This is a genomic window from Flavobacterium anhuiense (genome assembly GCF_001705175.1).
GTDB lineage: Bacteria > Bacteroidota > Bacteroidia > Flavobacteriales > Flavobacteriaceae > Flavobacterium > Flavobacterium anhuiense.
In genome coordinates, this window is record NZ_CP016907.1 from 3272683 (window position 1) to 3294180 (window position 21498).

The following is a 21498-nucleotide window of genomic DNA, read 5'->3' on the forward strand; positions in this document are numbered from 1 at the left end:
GAGAGATGTAATTACTAGGAATAAAAAAATCCGATTTACTTTTAGTAAATCGGATTTTATAAATTGAGAATTATATATAACCGTAAAACGGTATATTTTACAAGTGAATTACTTCGCCGTAAGCATCAGCCACAGCTTCCATAACAGCCTCGCTCATTGTTGGGTGAGGGTGGATAGATTTAAGGATTTCGTGACCTGTAGTTTCTAGTTTACGAGCTACAACTGCTTCAGCAATCATATCTGTAACACCAGCACCAATCATGTGGCATCCTAACCATTCTCCGTATTTAGCATCGAAAATTACTTTTACGAATCCGTCAGCATTTCCAGCAGCTTTTGCTTTTCCAGAAGCTGAGAATGGGAATTTACCAATTTTTAATTCGTAACCTTTTTCTTTTGCTTGTTTTTCTGTTAAACCTACAGAAGCAATTTCTGGAGTTGCATAAGTACAACCAGGAACGTTTCCGTAATCGATTGGTTCTACATGAAGACCTTTGATTTTCTCCACGCAGTTGATTCCTTCAGCAGAAGCTACGTGAGCTAAAGCTTGACCTGGAGTAACGTCTCCAATTGCGTAATATCCTGGAATATTAGTTTCGTTGTAAGCGTTTACTAAGATTTTATCTCTGTCAACAGCGATTCCAACTTCTTCTAATCCGATGTTTTCAATGTTTGTTTTAATTCCAACAGCAGAAAGTACAATATCAGCTTCTAAAACTTCTTCTCCTTTTGCAGTTTTAACGAAAGCTTTAACTCCAGCTCCTGTTGTATCGATACGCTCAACAGAAGAGTTAGTCATTACTTTAATTCCTGATTTTTTCAAAGAACGCTCAAATTGTTTTGAGATATCTTCGTCTTCTACAGGAACTACGTTTGGCATAAATTCTACGATAGTTACATCAGTTCCCATTGAGTTGTAGAAGTGAGCGAATTCAACTCCGATTGCTCCAGAACCAACAATAATCATAGATTTTGGCTGGGTTGGCAAAGTCATTGCCTGACGGTATCCAATTACTTTTACACCATCTTGAGGTAAGTTTGGCAACTCGCGAGAACGAGCACCAGTTGCGATGATAATGTGATCAGCGCTGTATTCTGTAACTTTATTGTCTTTATCAGTAACGTCAAGTTTTTTTCCTGGTTTTAGTTTTCCAAAACCTTCGATAACGTCAATTTTGTTTTTTTTCATTAAGAATTGAACTCCTTTGCTCATTCCTTCCGCAACACCACGGCTGCGTTGAATAACTGCAGGGAAATCTTTATCAAATTCAGAAACTTTCAATCCGTAGTCAGAAGCGTGCTTAAGGTAATCAAAAACTTGAGCAGATTTTAAAAGCGCTTTTGTTGGGATACATCCCCAGTTAAGGCAAACTCCTCCAAGATTTTCTTTTTCTACTACAGCTGTTTTAAAGCCTAATTGTGAAGCTCTAATCGCTGTTACATATCCTCCAGGACCACTTCCTAAAACAATAACGTCGTATTTCATTTTTTTTGCTTTTAGTATTAACTATCGAAAATGAAGTTTATATTTCCGAAACTCATCTTTCGATTTCTTCTTTTGTTATTTGTGATTGCGAATTTAAGGATTTATTTTATATGAACACCTGAAATTTTGTTTTTAAAGGCAGAGATTTTGGTCTTTTCACAGAAACCGAATGAATTGTGAATTGTAAATTATGAATTCTGAGGTGATTTTTGCGATTTTGACGATAAATCTGAAAATTCACATGATTATTGAGTGTCACTCTCAGCATATTCGAAGAGCATTGTTTGTAGCTTCGACTCCGCTCAGCCTAACAGTTGTTGAATCTACTGTAAAAAAATAAGCCACAGATTATAAGGATTAAAATGATTTTTTAAAATCTGTGTAATCGATATAATCTGTGGCTTATATTTACGAGTTGTGAATTCATAATTCATAACTCCTAATTCATAACTATATTTTCACGTGTCCCCAGTTTTCTCCGCTGGCAATTCTTCTAATTTGCATTTCGCTTACGCCAAATTGTTTCGCAATCATTTTAAGACGTGTTTTCTGTTCAGGTCTTGCAAGGATTTTTTTGATTAACATCACTTTTGTTGTGGTTAATTTTCGTCCGTCTGCTTTGAGATTGTGTTCAATTAAGTTCTTTTTTGCCTGAATAACGCGCGGACTTTTACGGCTATGCGCCATCATTTCTTGTTTGGTTGCCCAACGAAGATTGCTTACATCATCATTAGCTCTGTTGTAGTCTAAGTGCAGAACATATGTTTGATCTTCAGAATCTTTTGGGATAAAATATTGAGCGACTAATTTGTATAAGAAAAGATATTTGTTTACGATTTTGTCGTCTTTTTTAACCTTAAAACGGAAAGTTGGGTATCCGTCGCTTAAGCCACCTTTTAGAATGCGTCCGTTCTCAATGTTGTCAGTAAAACTTATTAATCTTCCTCTGTTAGAAATGGCGTATCTTAATTGTAATGAGGCATTTATTTCTATTTCTTTGAATTTTTCATCGGGATAAAATCTATTTTGTGGCATTGTCTTTTACATTTGATTTCTATATTCTCAAAGATAAATAATAAACCAAAAAATTCAGCTATCTTGCTGATTGTGAAAGGGCAATTTTATGATTTCTATAACGGTAATTTAACGTTTTGACGTCTTTTTTATAGTTTTTAGTCGGATTTTAAATCACAAATTATCAAAAATGCAGTTTTTTAATTTTGATAACTATCGTAAATTCATAGCTAAATAATTATTAAATTATTGATCCAGCCAGTTTTTGAAGTTATTAATTTCCTTTTTACTGATGAAAATTGCATCAGATTCGGCTGCTGGAACGTTTAGAATCAATTCTACTTTCTGATGGGAATGTTTTATAACTTCTTTAATGCTGTTTCTACTAACGATATATTTTCGGTTTATTTTAAAGAAATTGAAGGGATCTAAACTGTTTATAATTTCGGTTAAGGTGCTATTGTACAAATAGCTGTTTCCTGATTTTACATGAATAAAAAGATGCTTTCCTGTCGCAGTAAAGTAAGTGATTTCACTTTCGTTAATAGAAATCAACTTATAACCGTGATTTACTAGAAAATGGCGCTGGATTTTATTGGTTTCAGGATTTTCTATTGCCACTAAAGATTGAAGCGTAGAATCACTGTTAAAGCTATCTTTTATTTTTTTGAATTTTTGAAGTGCTTCCAATAATTCTTCTTCTTCAAATGGTTTTAAAAGATAATCGATTGTAAAGTGCTTGAAGACCGAAATCGCATAAGAATCGTAGGCCGTGATAAAAATGACTGGACAGGCGATAATGGTTCTTTCAAAAATATCAAGACTTTTTCCGTCACCCAAATGAATATCCATAAAGGCAAGGTCTACTTTGTTTTCGCTAAAGAAAGTAACAGCTTCTTTTACCGATTTTAAAACGCAGATTTCTGCAATCCGTAAAATATCTTGCTGTTCTAAAATAGATTTTAGATAGCTAGAAGCTAGGTATTCGTCTTCGACAATGGCAATTCTCATTAATTTATTAAATTTTCGCAAAACTAGAAAAACTCATTTTAATTTAAAACTCATTGCTTTTTGTAGACAACTGATTTTTCTGTAAGAATTAATTTTTTGATTTTCAATTTATTGTTTATAAATGTAAAAATAAACTTATTTAAAATTGATATTGGATTTTGTTTTTGTGATATTTTAACTATTTTTGAATTCTATTTGTTGGATTTTTAACATTCGAAAACGGCAAAATTGTAATCCTTTGTAACTTTTAATTTTATATACCACTATGAAAAAATTTATGCCTTTTTTAGTTTTAATGCTATTTTTATCAATTATTTCTTGTGATTCTTCAAACGATGATTTAGTTGATGCAAAAAATGTAGAAAAGCTAAACAAACAAAAACAGATTTTAAATAAATTGGAAGACCTAGGTATTGATCCAAAAGATGTGACATTTACTGATGATATTGTTGGTGAGAAGATTATTGTAAAATCGATCGAAGATTTGGAAAAGATTTTTCCTAAAAGTATTAATCAGGAAAATATTGAACTGGAAGAATTTACAAATAAATCATCGTCAAAAGTTGCTAATGATAATGTAGCTCAATATACACATTTTGCATCTACCATAACAGTACCTGGACAATCGATGTCAATTTATTACGAGTTTTTTTTCTATCGCTGGGCTTTAGATTATGACTCAAGGAATGCAATTAATGGGGTTAGTGCATTTACAATAGGAGGAAATGGGGTAGATTACTATATAGATAATTATGACTTTTACAGAAATTTATTAAATTATGTAATGACTATAAACGGTAATTTACGTTATCCTATATCTATAGATGGACAAAATGCAAGTATTACGCGTCCTGCTAAAATAGTCTGTAATTTTAATCCAAATTCAAATTTTAGTTATATACCTCATCAACATTTGTTGATTTTAGGCTCTAAATAAATACGATCAATATTAATATTAGTTTCTCAAAAGAAATTTAATAAAATAAGGATTACTTTTAAATTAAATTAACCAGTCAGGTTTTCTTGGCTGTTTTTTTTTTATGTGTTTCAAGTTTTTTGATTTTTTGTGTAGTGTTTCTTTAGACTAAACAAATAACAAGTTTGGTTGCTATTGTTTTTTTGTGAGTTATCTAATCTTTAGTTATATTACTGTTAGTTTAAAGTCATGTTGTAATCACACTTGGAACGCTGATATAGAATGTCTTTTACCGTTTTCTAATAATTTAATTTAATGTTACCTTCTATTCTGGGACGAGATTGATAAACTAAAAAGGCCCAGCTTAAAAAAAAACTGGACCTTTAAAAAAAAAACAATTTAGGTAAAATTATAGATTGGGATTGTTCAATCTCGCATTTGCAGGGTAAATGATTGTATAACGAGGATCGTTTTGTATCAAAGTATAATCGTCACCACCAATAGTGTGTACGATTTGTTTTTGAGATGTTCTTCTTAAATCGAACCAACGGTGTCCTTCAACAGCAAATTCGCGGTGTCTTTCTTCTAAAATGAAGTTTGTAAGATCTGCTGCATTCATAGCGTTAATTGCAATTTCAAGATCTACATACCCTGTTGGAGTATATCTGTTTTTAACGAAAGCTAAAACAGTAGATTTTGCATCAGCAATATTATTTAACTGAACTTGTGTTTCTGCTTTTGTTAAATACAATTCAGAAGTTCTAAATGAAGATTTTTGAGCATCTTCTCCACCTTTTTTAAATCTGAAACGAGTTCCGCTTGCTGAAAAATAAGTTGAAAAACGTAAATCTGTTTGTTGGTTATAAGCAGAAGTTAAGTCTGTAGAAGCATAAGAAAGACCTTTTAATAAGTTAATTAATCCGTCTTCAAGAGCCAAAATAGATTCTGCGCCATCATATTTAGTTGCTAAAACTGGAGTAGCATTTAAATCAATCAAATTGTTTTTTATTGTTAAAGCTTTGTTTGCAGCTTCTAAAGATTTCTGCCATTGTTTTTGATATAAGTAAACACGGCTTTCCAAACTGTACAATGCAACTTTAGAAAAACGATAGTTTATCCCTTTTGTCTGAGTATTTACATTAAGTAATTTCTCTGCTTCATTTGTATCTGAGATGATTTGATTATAAATCGTTTCTACAGATTGAGGAATAAATGCTTGTTCTAAATCAATTTCCAAAGCCAACGGGACTGCTTTGTCTGTACCAGCTGTTGCAGCGTTGTAAGGTTTTCCAAAAAGATTAACCAAATCAAAATAAGCCATTGCTCTTAAAGCATAAGCTTCTCCAATTAATTGATTTCTTTCTTCAGAAACAGCTACTTTTTTCGATGCTTCATTGATTACTACATTTGTATAGAAAATTACAGAATATAGATCCTGATAGTGAAAAGATGTTGTAATTTTATCTGGATTGGCATCTTTCCAGATGTAAATATCTTTGTAATTTATTAAGTTGTCATTGAATTCATCTAAGATCAATTCATCAGTGCGAACTGCTGTTAAAGATTTGTGTTCTGGATAAGTAGCATATCCAGTTGTTAAAACTGCACGAAATTGATCTAGTGTTTCTGGAATAACTTTACCGACAGGCGTAATATCCAGATAATCGTCGCAGCTACTTACTGCAATTGCCGCAGCAAAAAGTACTATATATTTTGAGATTTTTTTCATCTTTAATTGTATTAGAAAGTTACATTACATCCAACAGTGAATGATTTAGGAACTGGCTGTGCATAAATGTTTCCGTAAGTTTCAGGATCAAAATATCCTTTATAATCAGAACTGATTACAAATAAATTTCTTGCCTCAACATTAAGTCTAATGCTTTGAATGTTGATGTGATCTGTAAATGCTTTAGGGAATGTATAACCTAAACGCATACTGCTCAATCTCATATAACTCATTTCGCTAACCCAAGTATCTAAATAATTGTTAGTTTCAATCTGATTTTGACCAGAATACCATAAATAGTTCATGTAAGAATCCCCAGTCCACGTATCTTTACCATTAATTCCAGGTAAATTTGAAGAAGTATTGGTTGGTGACCAAGCATTTTGAATATCTCCACTATAGTTTTGCCCTCTGTCAACAATCGTTCCGTTGTAAGGAGGAGTTTTAGTTACTGTTTGTTTGATATTAAACGAAGCTGCTACAGTAAAATCAAAATTACTTACTTTAAATGTGTTTGTAATACCGCCAGTAAATTTCGGATCTCTGTCTCCTAAATAAGTAAACAAATCTCTAAATTCTGCTGCAGATAAGTTCGACTGTACAATTTCCCCAGGGAAGAAATCTGCATATGGATCATATAAACCAAAGAATGTTTGAGAGTTTACAGTTTCTCCTTTTTTGTTTACAAATAAAGGATATCCGTTTGCATCCATTCCGTTTGTTTTAAATCCAAAAACAGCATTTACAGGAAGACCTTCTCTGTTAGGGAAGAACTCAGAATCACGAACTTCTATACGATCAACATTACTTTTGTTATGAGAAAAGTTAATGCTTGTATTCCATTTGAAATTTGGACGATCAATGTTTCTTGTAGACAAAGTAATTTCGTAACCTTTGTTGGTTACTTGTGCCCAGTTCATATTGCTATATTCATAACCATTTTCAAGTGGCACTGCTCGTAAACCAATTAAGTCAGTACTTTTTCTTCCGTATAAGTCTGTAATGATACTGATTCGGTTGTTGAATAAACCAAGGTCCATACCCACGTTAGTATTTGTAGTTTTTTCCCAACGTAATTTATCGTTTGGAGGACTTGTAACTACAATTGTAGGTTCTGTCTGTCCTGGTAAAATAGTAGTCGTTTTGTTTTCACCTACTACATAAGGTGACGTGTTTTTGTCAATGTTACCTTGTAGACCGTAAGAAGCACGGAGTCTTAAGTTTGAAAGAGTTAAATTTTCTTTTAAGAAATCTTCTTCAGAAACTGTCCAAGATGCAGACGTTGACCAAAGTGGCAAATATTTATACTTAGGATCTACACCAAATAAATCAGATCCATCGTATCTAACACTTCCAAAAATGTTATACTTTTTATCGTAAGTATAAGCCGCTGTTGCATAGAATGAAGCAAAAGCATTTTCATTTTGGCTTTTGTTATAAGTACTCCATTCTTTATTTTTAGCAGTATCTGTATTTGGGAAAATGATTTGCTGAGAAGTTAAGTTTTTCTCATCAAAACCAAAAGCTCTTGAGAAAATAGATGTTGTGTAATTTCTTCTGATTTCATTACCAACCATTGCTTCAATTTCGTGCTTTTCTCCAAGAGTTTTAGTATAATTCACCATTGTTTTCAAGTTGTACTGAAAAAAGTCTGTATTGGTATTTTGATTAATACCACCTTCAGGCATATAATAGATGAAATTTCCATTTGTGAAGAAACGAGATTTCTCTCTTTGTTTTCTTGTATAGTAAGTTTCTTTACCAGCGAATTTTTCACTTAAAGTATTATCTAATTGTAAACCTAATTGGCTTGTTACTTTTAGATCTTTTGTGATTTTGTACTCAGCATCCAATAAAGCTTTAATTGCTCTAGTTTTTAAATCGTAAGAAGTATTGTTTCTTTCTTCGATGATGTTGAATGGAACATAACGATCAGAATAACCAGCAATGTCTGGGTCATATTTATAACTTCCGTCTTCGTTGTATGGAGTCAAATATGGATTTACGTTTCGTGAATAGTTCGCAGGGTTTGTGAAACCATCTGTATCTGTAATGTAAGAAGAAGTTTTGTTTTCAGAACCAAAAATTCCAATACCAACTTTAAATTTGTCTGAAATTTGGTAATTGTTTTTTAAAGTTAAATTGTAACGTTTGAAACCCGTTCCAATTGTTGCTCCTTTTTCGTCATAGTACCCTAAAGAGAAATAGTAATCAGATTTCTCACCACCACCAGATAAACTTAAACCGTGTTGCGTGTTGATTGCAGTTTGATATAATAAGTTACCCCAGTTTGTATTGATATTTCTTAATTTATTAATAGATTGCTGTGTTTCAGGGCTCAAAGCAGAAAATCCTCCCGCTCTATAAGCTGCTAACTCATTTGATCCATTTAAAATACGCGCAATATCTCCACCAGTATCTCTGTAAGTTAAATCAGGACGGCTCGCCATGTTAAGTTCGAAATCAACTTTCTCGTTTGAGTTCATCAAGTTTAATTTGTCAAAATCTGGCCTTTGAGTGATAAAAGTATTGGTGTTGAAGTTAATCACCATTTTACCCGCTTTACCTTTTTTAGTAGTTACAACGATAACACCGTTTGCTGCACGAGCACCGTAAATAGCAGTTGCTGCTGCATCTTTTAAGATTGTAATGTCTTTAATATCATCTGGATTCAAACCAGCGATAGAGTAGTTGTTTAAAACGTCAATGTTGTCTTTGTCGTAGTTTTTAGGAACATCATTTCCTTCTAATGGTAAACCATCTAATACCCAAAGAGGATCTTGAGAACCAGATAGAGAAGCTGTACCTCTAATTCTAATTTTAGCTGGCGCGCCAGGTGCTCCAGATGGAGTAGAAACAGCAACCCCTGCAATTTGTCCTACCAATAATTGGTCAATACTAGAAACCCCAGTCTGCTGAATAGCCGACATATCTATTTTAGAAACGGCAGCAGTAAGTTTTCTTTTCTCAATTTTTTGGTAACCTGTTACCACAACCTCTTGAAGTTTTGCGGTTTCAGATGTTAAGTTAACAGTGTAATTTTTTTGAGCAGATAATTCCAAAGTATACGATTTGTACCCCATGAAAGTAACTCTTAGCGAAGTAACATTTTTTCCGATTTTCAAAGTGAATTTACCATCAAAATCTGAAGTAGTTCCGATTGCTTCACTGTGAATAATACCTGCCATAGCAGTTTTGTTCGAAATAGAATTATTCTCAACGAAGACTGATGCACCAGGAATTGGTGAAGAATCTGTCGCATCTTGAACGATTCCCGTAATAGTTCGGGATTCCTGCGAATATCCTGCGATGGCCAGGAACAGCAGTAAGGCATGTAAAATTTTTGTCATGTTTTTGGAATGTGTATTAAAAGGTTGTATTATTTAGGGCTTTTTCGATTCGTTGGATCAAATCGCGGTAATGGTTTTGGGTAGATTGGTCTCCTGTACTTTTTTTAGTTTTTAATAATTGAAGGATTTTATTTAGTTCTCCTTTTTTATCAGAAGTCACTTCTGTAACTCTTTTTAAAGAAGATTGATTAATATTTCTTGCCATATGAGCATAGTCTAAATAATTGCATAAATGAGGCATGTTTAAAGTCTGCTGAATGTCTAATGCTTTTTTTGCATCTGTTTTTTCAAATAATTTATTAGTCGAAACCACCAAAACATCTACATAATTCTTTTGCGTCATACGCTCTAGAATCGACAGTGATTTATTGGCAATAGTTCCTGCAAAAACACTTTGATGCATTTTTTTAAACAAGTCATTTACGGTAAAAACAGGATCTTTAGTTTTGTTGCGCTGATATAATTCATTTTCAGTCATTCGAAGCAAACGATCATCGCTAAATAAATCATACATGATACTATATTGCAATTCTCTCGAAAGTGTATACGGAGTATATTCGTATGGGCCAAGCGGAGAATCTTTCAACGGATTTGTTTTGTCCAGAATGTCATTAAAGAATAACCATTGCGGAATGGTAATCACATTTTTAGCTAAATAATCTGTTGCTCTTTTCTGCATTGTTGCAGGTACAGGTATGTAACTTTGTTTGTTATCTCCATGAACGGTTGTGTTCAAATAAACACCTCCAATATTGTTCATTACATGTCGGTTGTACATTTGCCATTGACCAATAGTTCCGATGTATAATTTTCCAGTTTCATAATACGACTGATCTTTTTCATAAGTCCAACTTAAAATATTATCTACAACACGTTTTAAGTTTTTTAGACCGTATTCGCTTGCTTTAACAGCATCATTTCCTAAATCTTCAGATTGAGAACGCGGATCTATTATATTTTCCTGCTGTTCTCCATAAAAGTAAATGGGGTCATCTTGATGTTTTGCAATTATGGCGTTTAGTTTTGTTGTTTCGTTGTCGTTAGGTGAGTACCATCTGTAACCCCATTCAATAGCATATTTATCATATTCTCCAATTTTCGGAGTAATAACCGTTACGTTGTCTTCTGGCTGTGCTACATAATTGTAACGAGCATAATCCATAATTGATGGTGCAGTTCCGCCCATTTTTGCTGTGAAATCTTTAGAACGCAATGATTCTACATCATAAGCAAAAGAAGAACCCATATTATGTTTTAAACCAAAAGTATGACCCACTTCGTGAGACGAAACAAAACGAATTGCCTCTCCCATATGTTCGTCACTAAATTTATTTCCTCTAGCTTTAGGATCAATTGGCCCCGTCTGAATACGCATCCAGCTTTGAAGAGAAGTCATTACATTATGCCACCAGATAATATCGGCTTCGATAATTTCACCGCTTCTTGGGTCAACCACAGATGGTCCCATTGCATTTGATTTTGGAGATGCAGCATACGTAATTACAGAATAGCGAACGTCATCAATGTCAAAATCTAAATCTTTTTCAGTAGGTTCTTTTGCAATAACAGCATTTTTAAATCCTGCTTTTTCAAAAGCTGCCTGCCAATCGCATACCCCATCAATAATGTACTTTCTCCATTGTTTTGGAGTAGAAGGATCAATGTAATAAACGATTGGTTTTTTCGGCTCTACTAATTCACCTTTTAAATATCGTTCTTCATCTTCTTTCTTTGGTTCCAAACGCCAGCGGGTAATCAATTCTTTTTCTAGCATTGCCTGCTGGGCATCGGCAAAATACCAATGCTTTTCAGTAAAAAAGCCAATTCGGTTATCAGAAAAACGAGGTTTCATTGGAGTTTTATCCAATAAAATAATATTGCTTGTTACGCCAAGGGTTACTGACAATGCAGGACCGCCTTCGCTTATAGAGGTTGTCAGTTGAGATTTGACAACAATGTTTTTTGGAAAAGATTTTAAACTTTCAATATACGAAAGGTCAGATTTAACAGAACCTCCAAACCCAATGCTGCTCAAAACATCATTGAAGCTTTTCTGTTTTCCGTCAAAAATCTTGTTTACTTTAATTATAACTGCTGACGAATCGTTATTTTTTGTTTCGATATCAAAAACTTCAATAATAGATTCGGCAAAATTATTTTGAACCGATTGAGTAATTGCATCTTCTTTTGGTGAAGAAACCTTCGGTACATAAGATTTTACCCAGACTTTCTTTGCGATTGTATCTTTATAAAAGCTAATAATCTTATTTTCATAATTCATTCCTTTGTTTAAACCAGCTTCGTTGACTTGAAAAGGAACTTGAGATAATTTGTTTACAACCAGAAACTCTCTCTTAAATAAACTGTCTTGAATTTCAAAATAAACGTCAGTCTTAACCTGAATGATATTGAAAAGTCCTTTTTTTACGGAACCTTTTTTTACTAGGTCGTCATATTTTTTACCTTTTTTAGAATCGGTAGTATCTTTTTTAATTTCTGTTGCTTCTTCTTTTCTGTCTTTCTTTTTCTTTTGAGATTGAACAGTAAGTGGCGATAATAATAATAGAAATATGCAAAATGTTATCAAATTATGCAGGAATGCCTTTTCCTTCATCAGATGTTAAGTTTAGGTTAATTTTGAGGCCGAAACTATTTTATTTTAGTTCAGGAAAAAAACAAAAAGGAGTGAGTGGCTTTTTTTTAGGAGTGAATGGATATTAATGGAAGAAAACAAACAAAATAGCCGTCTTTTTCTGATGTTTTAAAATCGGTTTTTGCGTAATAATGGTAAATGCTATTCAGATAGTTTAACCCGAATTTTGTACTTGGTTCAGCACTCAATTTCTTTTGAAGATTGTTGCTGATTATTACCTGGTCTTCTTGAATCAGGATTTTAGTGGTAAGTGGACTTTCCTGAGTGGCTGTATTATGCTTAATAGCATTTTCGACCACAATCTGAAAAGCAAGATAGGGGATATGTTTGCTTAAAGCGGCTTCGTTTTCAATTTCGATAGAAAAGAATAATTCTTCCTTAAAACGAGTCTGCTGTAAAAAGATATATTTTTCGATAAATAATAATTCGTCCTTCAAAAGAACAATGTTCTTTTCTGGCGGATCAATTAAATAGCGATAAATACGAGATAGGTTTAAAGTAAATTTCTGCGCAACTTTAATATCGCTTCCAATTAACATATAAAGCGAATTGAGCGAATTAAACAAAAAATGCGGATTAATCTGCTCTTTTAATTGCTGTAGCTGAATGAGAGCTTTTTCTTTGATTATTTTTTCATTTTCAACCAATAGCTTGTTTTTCTCCTTTATGACAATTCCTTTTTCTCTGTAAGCTCGTCTGTTGGCATAGGAGAAAAGATAAAAAATCAAAAGAAGCATTACAGTAGTAATTGAATAAATTAAAGTTGTATACTTTTTGATCAAAGTTACATTTTCATCTACATAAATTTTCGGAATGCTTACGCAGGCAAACCAATTTGAGTTTTTAATATTCATCTTTGTTGTAAAACGAACAACATCCATTTTTAAAAACTCAGACATGGTTGTCCTTTTTGAAAAATCTTCTTTTTTGCTGTAAATGGTATCAGACGGGCTAAAAGAAGAAATTTTAAAAATATTCTTTCCAAGAAAAGCAATTTCTGGATGGTAAACACAGGTTCCTTTTTTATCAAAAATAAAAGCATAGTTGGAAGCCGTTTTATCTATTTTAGAAATATAACTATGAAGCAATCTTAGATTAATATCATAACCGTATTTTATGGTGGTATTGTTTTTTGATACTAACTTGAAATAAATGCGCCAAATCCATTCTTTTCCTTGTGGAAGAACTAAACTGAGATCTTTTGCATTTTTATTTTGGAGAACAAATTCTTTTACATCATTTTTGATTTCGTCTGAAATAAAATTGTTTCCATAATGAATAGCATTGTCATTAATTTGAAACCAGTTGTTTACAACCAGTTTATTATTTGCTTGAAGCGAAGACAAAAGCTGTAAATTATTGTCAAGATTTGCCGAACTGCTTATTTTTAAAACGTGTTCAATTCTTTTTTCCTGCTCCCAAAACTTTGAAAATTCCTCAGACAAGAATTCCTGCTTTTTAAAGAAATTACGTGTTGCCAGATCATCATTCGATTTTTCGGTCAGATCCGTAATCAGATTACTCAGTATATAAACCGATGCAACAGTAACCAGAATGGAGACAATAACGTATATTAAAAAAGCACGTCTAGAAGTAATATTTTTTAATCTAAATTTCAAAGAATACCATTATGACTTAGTTCGCCACAGCAAACTGCGAGTCATATAAATTTTTATAGTAACCATCAGTTTTAAGTAATAATTCCTGATGCGTTCCTTGTTCAACAATCAATCCCTTGTCCATCACCACAATTTTATCTGCATTTACAATTGTTGCTAATCTATGTGCAATAATAATAGAAGTTCTTCCTTTTGTAATTGTTTCCGTTGCACGCTGAATCATTTCTTCTGAATACGTATCGATAGAAGAAGTGGCTTCATCCAAAATCAAAATACTCGGATTACTCACATACGAACGTAAAAAAGCAATAAGCTGGCGCTGACCAGAAGAAAGCATGACACCTCGCTCTTTTACATCAAAATCATAATTATCTGGAAGATTCATAATAAAATCATGAACACCAATTTTCTTTGCCGCATCAATTACCTTATCTCTAGTAATTGTTGGATTATGCAAAGTAATATTATTATAAATCGTATCGGCAAACAAAAATACATCCTGCAAAACCACAGCAATTTGTTTTCTTAAAGAAGCCAAAGTATAGTTTTCGATATTTTCTCCGTCAATGCAGATTGTACCGCTGTTGATTTCGTAAAAGCGATTCAATAAATTAATGATAGTCGATTTTCCGGCACCCGTTGAACCTACAATAGCTACAGTCTGTCCAGATGAAACCGACAAATCAATTCCTTTTATAACTTCTTCTTCGGGAATATAGCTAAAACGAACATCCTTAAATTCGATGCTTCCGTTAAAAACAGGCGCTTCGATCGTTCCTGTATCTTGAATATGATCTTGCGTATCGATAATATCAAAAACACGATTGGCTGCAATCATTCCCAATTGCATCTCATTAAATTTATCCGCAATTTGTCTTAACGGATTAAATAGCATTCCGATAAACATTGTGTAAGAGAATAAATCTCCAAAAGTTGTAAAATGATCTCCGTTCAAAATTCTAAAACCGCCATAAACCACAACCAAACCTAAAGTAATAGACGAAATAATATCGGCGATAGGGAAGAAGATGGAGTTGTATAAAATAGTCTTAATCCAAGCAACTCTATGTTTGTTATTGATTTCTTTAAAATTTTCGGCTTCGATTTTTTCGCGGTTAAAAAGCTGCACGATTTTCATTCCCGTTACGCGTTCCTGTACAAACGAGTTCATGTTGGCAATCTGAGTTCGCACTTCTTCAAAAGCCACTTGCATTTTGCGTTGAAAAATTCTCGTTACATAAACCAAAATTGGCATCGCAATTACGACAATCCAAGTCAGTTTCCAGTTCATGTAAAACATAAAAATCAAAACTACAACCATTTTCATCAAGTCGCTTATAATCATAAACAAGCCTTGACTGAAAATACGAGCAATCGATTCAATATCCGAAACAGCACGGGTCACCAATTGTCCAACCGGAACCAGATCAAAATACTTCATCCTAAAACTCAGAATATGCTGAAAAAGTTTGGTTCGAATATCTTTTACAATGTCTTGACCGAGCCAGTTTGCCCAATACACAAAATAAAACTGAGAAAAAACCTCCATAAGCAAAACCACTCCCATCAAAATGATGTATAGCAGCAATCCCATTTTATCATGGGTTTTGATGTAACCGTCGACTGTTTCTTTAAGTAAATAAGGACGAAGCGCGGCAAAAATAGACAGCGAAATGGCAAAAATAATTACGCCGTAATAACGCCATTTATAAGGGCGGGTATATTTTAAAATTCGTTTGAATAATCCTGTGTCGAATGCTTTTGCTTTCATTTATTTTAGGAGCTGTTTCCTGCTTTCCGTTATAAGTTTTTCTCAAAAATATGTTTTTGTTTAATTTTTATAAAGCTTCCGTTGGTCGCTCCATAAAAATTACAAAAACTATATTTTTTTCAAAAAAGCTTTTCACTGCAATCAGGGCTATTAAATGTAATCGTAATAAATATTGGTTAAATATAAACCATGTGCTGGGACAGAAAACCCTGCTTTTTCTCTGTTTTTGCTGGCAATAATGTTTTCAAAATCTGCCAGTGTGATTTTGTGTAATCCTATATTAATCAAAGTTCCCACAATGGAGCGAACCATATTTCTTAAAAACCGATTTGCCGAAATGGTAAAAATAAGTTTTCCGTTTTCTTGTTTCCAGAACGCCTCAAAAATCGTGCAATCAAATGTGTTGACATCAGTATTAACTTTTGAAAAACACTGAAAATCGGTATGCTTCAATAATAATTGTGCCGCATCATTCATTAAACCTACATCAAGTTTCTGCGTCACATACCAGCTCAATTCCTGTAAAAACGGATTCTTAACCGTATTGATATGATATTCATACGTTCGTTTAGTTGCGTCAAATCGGCAATGTGCATCATCGTGGACTGGTAAAATATCAAAAATCGCAATGTCTTTTGGTAAATACGAATTCAGTTTATAAACCAAAACCGGAATGTTTAAAGTCTTTTCTGTGTCAAAATGCCCAAACATTTCACTCGCATGCACACCAGTATCTGTTCTTCCAGCACCCATAATGCTGATAGTTTCATTTAATAAAACTGAAAAAGCCTTATTTAAAGTTTCCTGAACTGAAGAAGCATTTGGCTGAATCTGCCACCCATGATAATGTGTTCCGTTGTAAGCGAATTGAATAAAATATCTCACTGTTGAGGTTCAAAGGTTCAAAGGCACAAAGGTATGAAAAAAAGCTTCTAAGATGCTAAGGTGCTAAGGTGCTAAGTTTTTTCTTTTTTTTAGTGACAAAGTTGCAAAGGTTCAGCGCTACAAAGGTTTTTTTTGTAATTTCTATCTGTAGAGACTGCAATGCGTCTTTCGTCCTGTTTTAAAATTTAGTTATTGAGTAATCTGACGTTAGACATACCACAGTACGTCTCTCCAGAAAAAAACTTAGTATCTTAGCATCTCAGAATCTTAGCCTCTTAAAAAATGACCAAAATCCTCTTACTTTCCGATACTCACAGTCACATCGATGATACAATTTTAAAATATGTTGCTCAAGCCGATGAAGTCTGGCATGCTGGAGATATTGGAGATCTGAGTGTTACGGATACTATAAAAAAGTTAAAACCTCTAAGAGCAGTTTATGGAAATATTGACGATGCAAAAGCGAGATTAGAATTTCCGTTAAATAACCGTTTTTCATGTGAAAATGTATCGGTTTGGATTACGCACATTGGAGGTTATCCCGGAAAGTACAATCAGAATGTTAGGGAAGAACTAGCGCTGAATCCTCCAAAATTATTTATCTGTGGGCATTCGCATATTCTGAAAGTCATGTTTGATAAAAAGCACAATTTATTGCATATGAATCCGGGTGCGGCTGGAAAAAGCGGTTTTCATAAAGTGAGAACCATGCTTCGATTTGTAATTGACGATGATAAAATAAAAGATTTGGAGATTATTGAGATAGGAGCCAAATAATTAATGCGGCAGCGGAATCTGAATTTTTATTTTAGTTCCCTGATTTTCTTTCGAAACAATTGATAATGAGCCTTTATATTTTTTAATTCTAGCTCTAATTCTATTTAAGCCAAAACCTTCAGCATCTTTTAGTTTTTGAGTTTTAAAGCCAATTCCGTCATCATAGATACGTAAAACTAATTGATTTTCTTTTTCCGTAAGAGAAAGTTTTGCTTTTTTGGCATTACTATGTTTTGTGATGTTGCTGAATAATTCGCTGACAATAAAATAAATTTTCATTTCAAATTTCTCAGCATATCTTCTGCTGGTTGGAATAAAACTCGAAAATTCAAATTCAATAGCCGAATTGGAGTTTTTTTCGCATAAATCTTCTAAAGAATATATCAGTCCAAAACGCACCAAAAGTGATGGAACAAGATCATGAGACATATCTCTTAAAAGTTCATGAGCTTCAGATAAAATAGCTTTTGCCTTTTGTATTTCATTAGATTTTATATCGTTCTGAGCTGTGAAAGTATTTAAATGCAACCCAGCTGAGGATAATAACGAATTGATATTGTCGTGCAGAAAAGAAGCAATTTTCTTGTGTTCTGCTTCTTGAGAATCAATGCCAGAATTGATGATATCTAGAAGAATTTTCTGTTTGGTGTCTTTTCGTTTTATTTTTTGCTTAAGCTTATTGTTTTGGTATAGGAAATAAAACAAAAGAAAAATGATAACGGTAAGTATAATAGATAAGCTGACGATTTTTTTATTTCGCAGCTGTTCCGATTTGCTAATAGGCTTAATTGTTGTTTTATTATCAACTTGAGTTTGAAGAGTCTTTGCATTTGCAATATCTTTTGGCTGTGCAAGACTAGTTGCTTTAACAGCAAAAAATAATAGCAAAGAGATAAAAAAACGAAAAACAGACATAAAAGCAATTGTTAAGGGTTGATCAGATTGTTTTTAAGGGCATATTTCACTAAGCCGATTGTACTTTTAATGTTCAGCTTTTTCATGATGTTTTTGCGATGCGTTTCGACAGTATGTGAACTAATAAAAAGCTTTTCACTGATTTCTTTTCCGCTATATTCCAAAGCAATCAGAATAATGATTTCAATTTCACGTGGACTTAAAATCGGATTTTCTATAATCACATTATGATTCAGTTTTGGACTGTCCATAAAGGAGTTGAAGATTTTTTCTCTGACCGCGTCGCTAAAATATTCCTGACCTTGATAAACGGCTTCAACCGCTTCAATAATATTTTCTCCAGCGCAATTTTTTGTCAGATAGCCTTTTGCGCCTAGTTTCATTACTTCTTTAATGATTTTTAAATCATCATAGCTAGATAAAATAATGACTTTACAAGGCAGTTGTTTTTCTTTAAATTCTTTAAGGGTTTCAATGCCATCTTTTTTCGGCATGCTGATGTCTAAAATTAAAACATCGGCGAGGTCTTTCACAACATCATCATAGACAGTTGTGCCGTCTAGTGAAGTTCCTGCCACTTCAAAGTTTGAAACGGTTTGAAGTAAGTTGGACAATCCATCAATTAAGACCTGATGATCGTCTGCAAGATGAATCCTTATTTTTGGTGTCATGATAAATTTGAATTTGAAAAATGCAAATTTATCACGTAAAAGCAGTATTATAGTGCCCTTTAGGTTTGATTTATAACATTATAGGGTAAAAAAAAACCCGAATAAAAATTCGGGTTTTTCTTCGCACAAAATAAACTAAGTTTATAGGTTTACCTCAAACGATCAACAGATTTTACAAGATCTTCGTCCTTTTTGATGGCCTTATTAGCTAAAACTAATAACACGATAGCAACAATCGGCATGAACATCCCAATACCTTTCTCAGAGACCTCAGTCCCTCCAGATAAATTTAGTGATCGATATACAAATAATCCTAATAAAATTAAATTTAATATTATATTAAGTCTGTTTAATACAAACTGATTTTGTCTCTTTTTAAATGAAATGATACTGATAATACTAAGCATAGTCGTCAAACCTAATAAAACAGTATAAAGCTGATCCTGCATAAAAAAGAATGGTTTTCCTGCACTAGTTGTCCAAAGCGGAACAAAAAGCATTAAAATGCCAGTTGCAGCAAAAGCTAAAAATAAATATACAGTTTGAATTCTTTGTATCATGGTCTAAAAATGTTTTACAAAAATATATTTTCTTTTTTTAAAATACTATTGTATGATAAAATTTTATTCGTATTATTGCATCATAATACCGTAAGCACTTCATACTGCGGTCAATTCAAATTAATTATCTACCTATTCTTTTTACAGTATTCCTTAAAATAATTAAATTCATAGAACATTCATGTTTGATATTTCTGCATTAAAAGAAATGAAGCTTTCTGAGCTTCAAGAAATAGCTAAGTTAGCTAAAACAATAAAGATTACTGGTGTCAAAAAAGAGACTTTAATTAGTCAGATTTTAGCACACCAAGAAGCATCTCTTGCGCCGACAGAAACTCCAAAAACTGAAGCAGCAGAAACTAAAGAAGAGAAACCAAAACGCGCTAGAATTGCACCAGCCAAAGCAAAAGCAGCAAATACCAAAAATGCACCTGTTTTAGAATTTGATAAAGTAGAGGAAACTGTTCAAAATAAAGAAACTGCAGAAAAAGTAGAGCCAATTGCAGAAAAGACGATAGAAGCAGTACAGGAAAATAAGCCTGCGGCAGGAAAAAAAGAACCTAAAGCAGTAAAATTCAATAAACAGGCATACGAGAAAAAAGTAGCACTTAAAAAAGAGAAAGAGGTAGTAAAAGAAGTAGCATCTGAAGAAGTTACAGATTTAACTCCATCAGAACCAATTTCTGAGCCAACAGCTGAAACAGCTGAAAAAACTACACAAACCCCTGCAAAAAAGGTTAATCCGAATCAGAATAAAAATCAGAACCAGAACCAGAATCAAAACCCGAATCAGAACCAAAATCAAAACGGGAATGGCAATGGAAACGGAAACCACAATAACCAAAATCCTAATCATAAGAATAAAAAGAATAACAATAATTTCAGAGATTCTGATTTTGAATTTGACGGAATTATTGAAAGTGAAGGCGTTCTAGAAATGATGCCAGACGGTTATGGATTTTTACGTTCATCAGATTATAATTATTTAGCTTCTCCAGACGATATTTATTTGTCAACTTCACAAATCAGATTATTTGGTTTAAAAACTGGAGATACAGTAAAAGGAGTGGTTCGCCCTCCAAAAGAAGGTGAGAAATTTTTTCCTTTGGTTCGTGTATTAAAAATCAATGGTCACGACCCGCAAGTAGTTCGCGATAGAGTTTCTTTTGAACACTTGACACCGGTTTTCCCTTCAGAAAAATTCAAACTTGCCGAAAAAGGCAGTTCTATTTCAACAAGAATTATAGACTTGTTTTCACCAATAGGTAAAGGTCAGCGTGGTATGATCGTTGCGCAGCCTAAAACGGGTAAAACAATGCTTCTTAAGGATATTGCAAATGCAATTGCAGCCAACCATCCAGAGGTTTATTTAATTGTTCTTCTTATCGATGAGCGTCCAGAGGAGGTTACCGATATGCAAAGAAGTGTGCGTGGTGAAGTTATTGCTTCAACTTTTGATAGAGAGCCACAAGAGCACGTAAAAATCGCTAACATTGTATTGGAAAAAGCAAAACGTTTAGTAGAATGTGGTCATGATGTTGTGATTTTGTTAGACTCTATTACGCGTTTAGCAAGAGCTTACAACACCGTTCAGCCAGCATCTGGAAAAGTATTAAGTGGAGGTGTTGACGCCAATGCATTACAAAAGCCAAAACGTTTCTTTGGAGCGGCCAGAAATGTAGAAAACGGCGGATCTTTAAGTATCATCGCAACTGCATTAACAGAAACTGGATCTAAAATGGACGAAGTTATCTTCGAAGAGTTTAAAGGAACAGGTAATATGGAGCTTCAGTTAGACCGTAAGATAGCCAATAAACGTATTTTCCCTGCAATCGATCTTACTTCTTCAAGTACACGTCGCGACGACTTATTATTAGACGAGAAAACATTACAAAGAATGTGGATTATGCGTAAATATCTGTCAGATATGAACCCAGTAGAATCTATGGATTTTGTAAATGATCGTTTCAAGAAAACGAAGAATAATGAGGAGTTTTTGATTTCGATGAATGACTAGTCTAAAGACGCTAAGATGCTAAGGTTCTAAGAATCTAAGTTTTCTAAACTTTATAAATAAAAAAGGATGAGTTTTACTCATCCTTTTTTATTGGTACAATTAGAACCTTTGTCACTTTGTTACT

The 21498-nt window shown here is 33.3% G+C and carries 15 protein-coding genes; 3 read left to right on the forward strand and 12 right to left on the reverse strand.

Annotated features, from left to right (window positions below; translation table 11 throughout):
* Positions 1–97 precede the first annotated feature (97 nt).
* From lpdA to BB050_RS14395, 3 genes are all read right to left on the reverse strand, one after another.
* Entirely contained in the window at positions 98–1486 is a 1389-nt protein-coding gene (gene lpdA / locus BB050_RS14385; protein ID WP_008468646.1) for a dihydrolipoyl dehydrogenase, read from the reverse strand.
* 450 nt (positions 1487–1936) lie between these two features.
* Positions 1937–2521 (reverse strand): NUMOD4 domain-containing protein, encoded by a 585-nt coding sequence (locus tag BB050_RS14390; RefSeq protein ID WP_066034022.1) that lies wholly within the window; start codon positions 2519–2521, stop codon positions 1937–1939.
* Between the two features lie 225 nt (positions 2522–2746).
* Entirely contained in the window at positions 2747–3511 is a 765-nt protein-coding gene (locus BB050_RS14395) for a LytR/AlgR family response regulator transcription factor (protein ID WP_066034023.1), read from the reverse strand.
* Positions 3512–3776: 265 nt separating this feature from the next.
* Here BB050_RS14395 and BB050_RS14400 point away from each other — a divergent pair, with 265 nt between their 5' ends.
* Positions 3777–4448, forward strand: coding sequence for a hypothetical protein (locus tag BB050_RS14400; protein WP_066034024.1), 672 nt, complete (start codon positions 3777–3779; stop codon positions 4446–4448).
* A 388-nt stretch (positions 4449–4836) separates the two neighbouring features.
* Here the strand turns inward: BB050_RS14400 and BB050_RS14405 are convergent, their stop codons facing one another.
* The 6 genes from BB050_RS14405 to truA all read right to left on the reverse strand — a co-directional run bounded on the left by BB050_RS14405 (position 4837) and on the right by truA (position 16434).
* Positions 4837–6156 (reverse strand): RagB/SusD family nutrient uptake outer membrane protein, encoded by a 1320-nt coding sequence (locus BB050_RS14405; RefSeq protein WP_066034025.1) that lies wholly within the window; start codon positions 6154–6156, stop codon positions 4837–4839.
* 11 nt (positions 6157–6167) lie between these two features.
* The gene (locus tag BB050_RS14410; protein ID WP_066034026.1) at positions 6168–9506 is read right to left on the reverse strand and encodes a SusC/RagA family TonB-linked outer membrane protein; all 3339 of its coding nucleotides are present in this window, start codon (positions 9504–9506) and stop codon (positions 6168–6170) included.
* Between the two features lie 16 nt (positions 9507–9522).
* The gene (locus tag BB050_RS14415; RefSeq protein WP_066034027.1) at positions 9523–12120 is read right to left on the reverse strand and encodes a zinc-dependent metalloprotease; all 2598 of its coding nucleotides are present in this window, start codon (positions 12118–12120) and stop codon (positions 9523–9525) included.
* A gap of 86 nt (positions 12121–12206) precedes the next feature.
* Positions 12207–13778, reverse strand: a complete 1572-nt coding sequence (locus BB050_RS14420; protein WP_083219846.1) for a histidine kinase — start codon at positions 13776–13778, stop codon at positions 12207–12209.
* A 16-nt stretch (positions 13779–13794) separates the two neighbouring features.
* Entirely contained in the window at positions 13795–15549 is a 1755-nt protein-coding gene (locus tag BB050_RS14425; protein WP_066034028.1) for an ABC transporter ATP-binding protein, read from the reverse strand.
* A 150-nt stretch (positions 15550–15699) separates the two neighbouring features.
* Positions 15700–16434 carry a tRNA pseudouridine(38-40) synthase TruA gene (gene truA, locus BB050_RS14430; protein ID WP_066034029.1) on the reverse strand — a complete coding sequence of 245 codons (735 nt, stop codon included), beginning with the start codon at positions 16432–16434 and terminating at the stop codon, positions 15700–15702.
* Positions 16435–16716: 282 nt separating this feature from the next.
* Here truA and BB050_RS14435 point away from each other — a divergent pair, with 282 nt between their 5' ends.
* Positions 16717–17211 (forward strand): metallophosphoesterase family protein, encoded by a 495-nt coding sequence (locus BB050_RS14435; RefSeq protein WP_066034030.1) that lies wholly within the window; start codon positions 16717–16719, stop codon positions 17209–17211.
* Here BB050_RS14435 and BB050_RS14440 read toward each other — a convergent pair whose 3' ends face one another.
* From BB050_RS14440 to BB050_RS14450, 3 genes are all read right to left on the reverse strand, one after another.
* A complete protein-coding gene (locus BB050_RS14440) occupies positions 17212–18126 on the reverse strand; it encodes a sensor histidine kinase (RefSeq protein WP_066034031.1) in 915 nt (304 codons plus the stop codon).
* Between the two features lie 11 nt (positions 18127–18137).
* A complete protein-coding gene (locus tag BB050_RS14445; protein WP_008468668.1) occupies positions 18138–18797 on the reverse strand; it encodes a response regulator transcription factor in 660 nt (219 codons plus the stop codon).
* A 149-nt stretch (positions 18798–18946) separates the two neighbouring features.
* On the reverse strand, positions 18947–19357 hold the full coding sequence (locus tag BB050_RS14450) for a DUF4293 domain-containing protein (RefSeq protein WP_008468670.1): 411 nt from the start codon (positions 19355–19357) through the stop codon (positions 18947–18949).
* A 181-nt stretch (positions 19358–19538) separates the two neighbouring features.
* Here BB050_RS14450 and rho point away from each other — a divergent pair, with 181 nt between their 5' ends.
* A complete protein-coding gene (gene rho / locus BB050_RS14455; RefSeq protein ID WP_066034032.1) occupies positions 19539–21374 on the forward strand; it encodes a transcription termination factor Rho in 1836 nt (611 codons plus the stop codon).
* The last annotated feature ends 124 nt before the right edge of the window (positions 21375–21498 follow it).

Coding starts and splice junctions, on each gene's coding strand:
- BB050_RS14390 (WP_066034022.1), bottom strand. CDS start 2,521: ATGCCACAAAATAGATTTTATCCCGATGAAAAATTCAAAGAAATAGAA.
- BB050_RS14435 (WP_066034030.1), top strand. CDS start 16,717: ATGACCAAAATCCTCTTACTTTCCGATACTCACAGTCACATCGATGAT.
- BB050_RS14425 (WP_066034028.1), bottom strand. CDS start 15,549: ATGAAAGCAAAAGCATTCGACACAGGATTATTCAAACGAATTTTAAAA.
- BB050_RS14410 (WP_066034026.1), bottom strand. CDS start 9,506: ATGACAAAAATTTTACATGCCTTACTGCTGTTCCTGGCCATCGCAGGA.
- BB050_RS14400 (WP_066034024.1), top strand. CDS start 3,777: ATGAAAAAATTTATGCCTTTTTTAGTTTTAATGCTATTTTTATCAATT.
- BB050_RS14450 (WP_008468670.1), bottom strand. CDS start 19,357: ATGATACAAAGAATTCAAACTGTATATTTATTTTTAGCTTTTGCTGCA.
- rho (WP_066034032.1), top strand. CDS start 19,539: ATGTTTGATATTTCTGCATTAAAAGAAATGAAGCTTTCTGAGCTTCAA.
- BB050_RS14440 (WP_066034031.1), bottom strand. CDS start 18,126: ATGTCTGTTTTTCGTTTTTTTATCTCTTTGCTATTATTTTTTGCTGTT.
- BB050_RS14445 (WP_008468668.1), bottom strand. CDS start 18,797: ATGACACCAAAAATAAGGATTCATCTTGCAGACGATCATCAGGTCTTA.
- lpdA (WP_008468646.1), bottom strand. CDS start 1,486: ATGAAATACGACGTTATTGTTTTAGGAAGTGGTCCTGGAGGATATGTA.
- BB050_RS14415 (WP_066034027.1), bottom strand. CDS start 12,120: ATGAAGGAAAAGGCATTCCTGCATAATTTGATAACATTTTGCATATTT.
- BB050_RS14405 (WP_066034025.1), bottom strand. CDS start 6,156: ATGAAAAAAATCTCAAAATATATAGTACTTTTTGCTGCGGCAATTGCA.
- BB050_RS14395 (WP_066034023.1), bottom strand. CDS start 3,511: ATGAGAATTGCCATTGTCGAAGACGAATACCTAGCTTCTAGCTATCTA.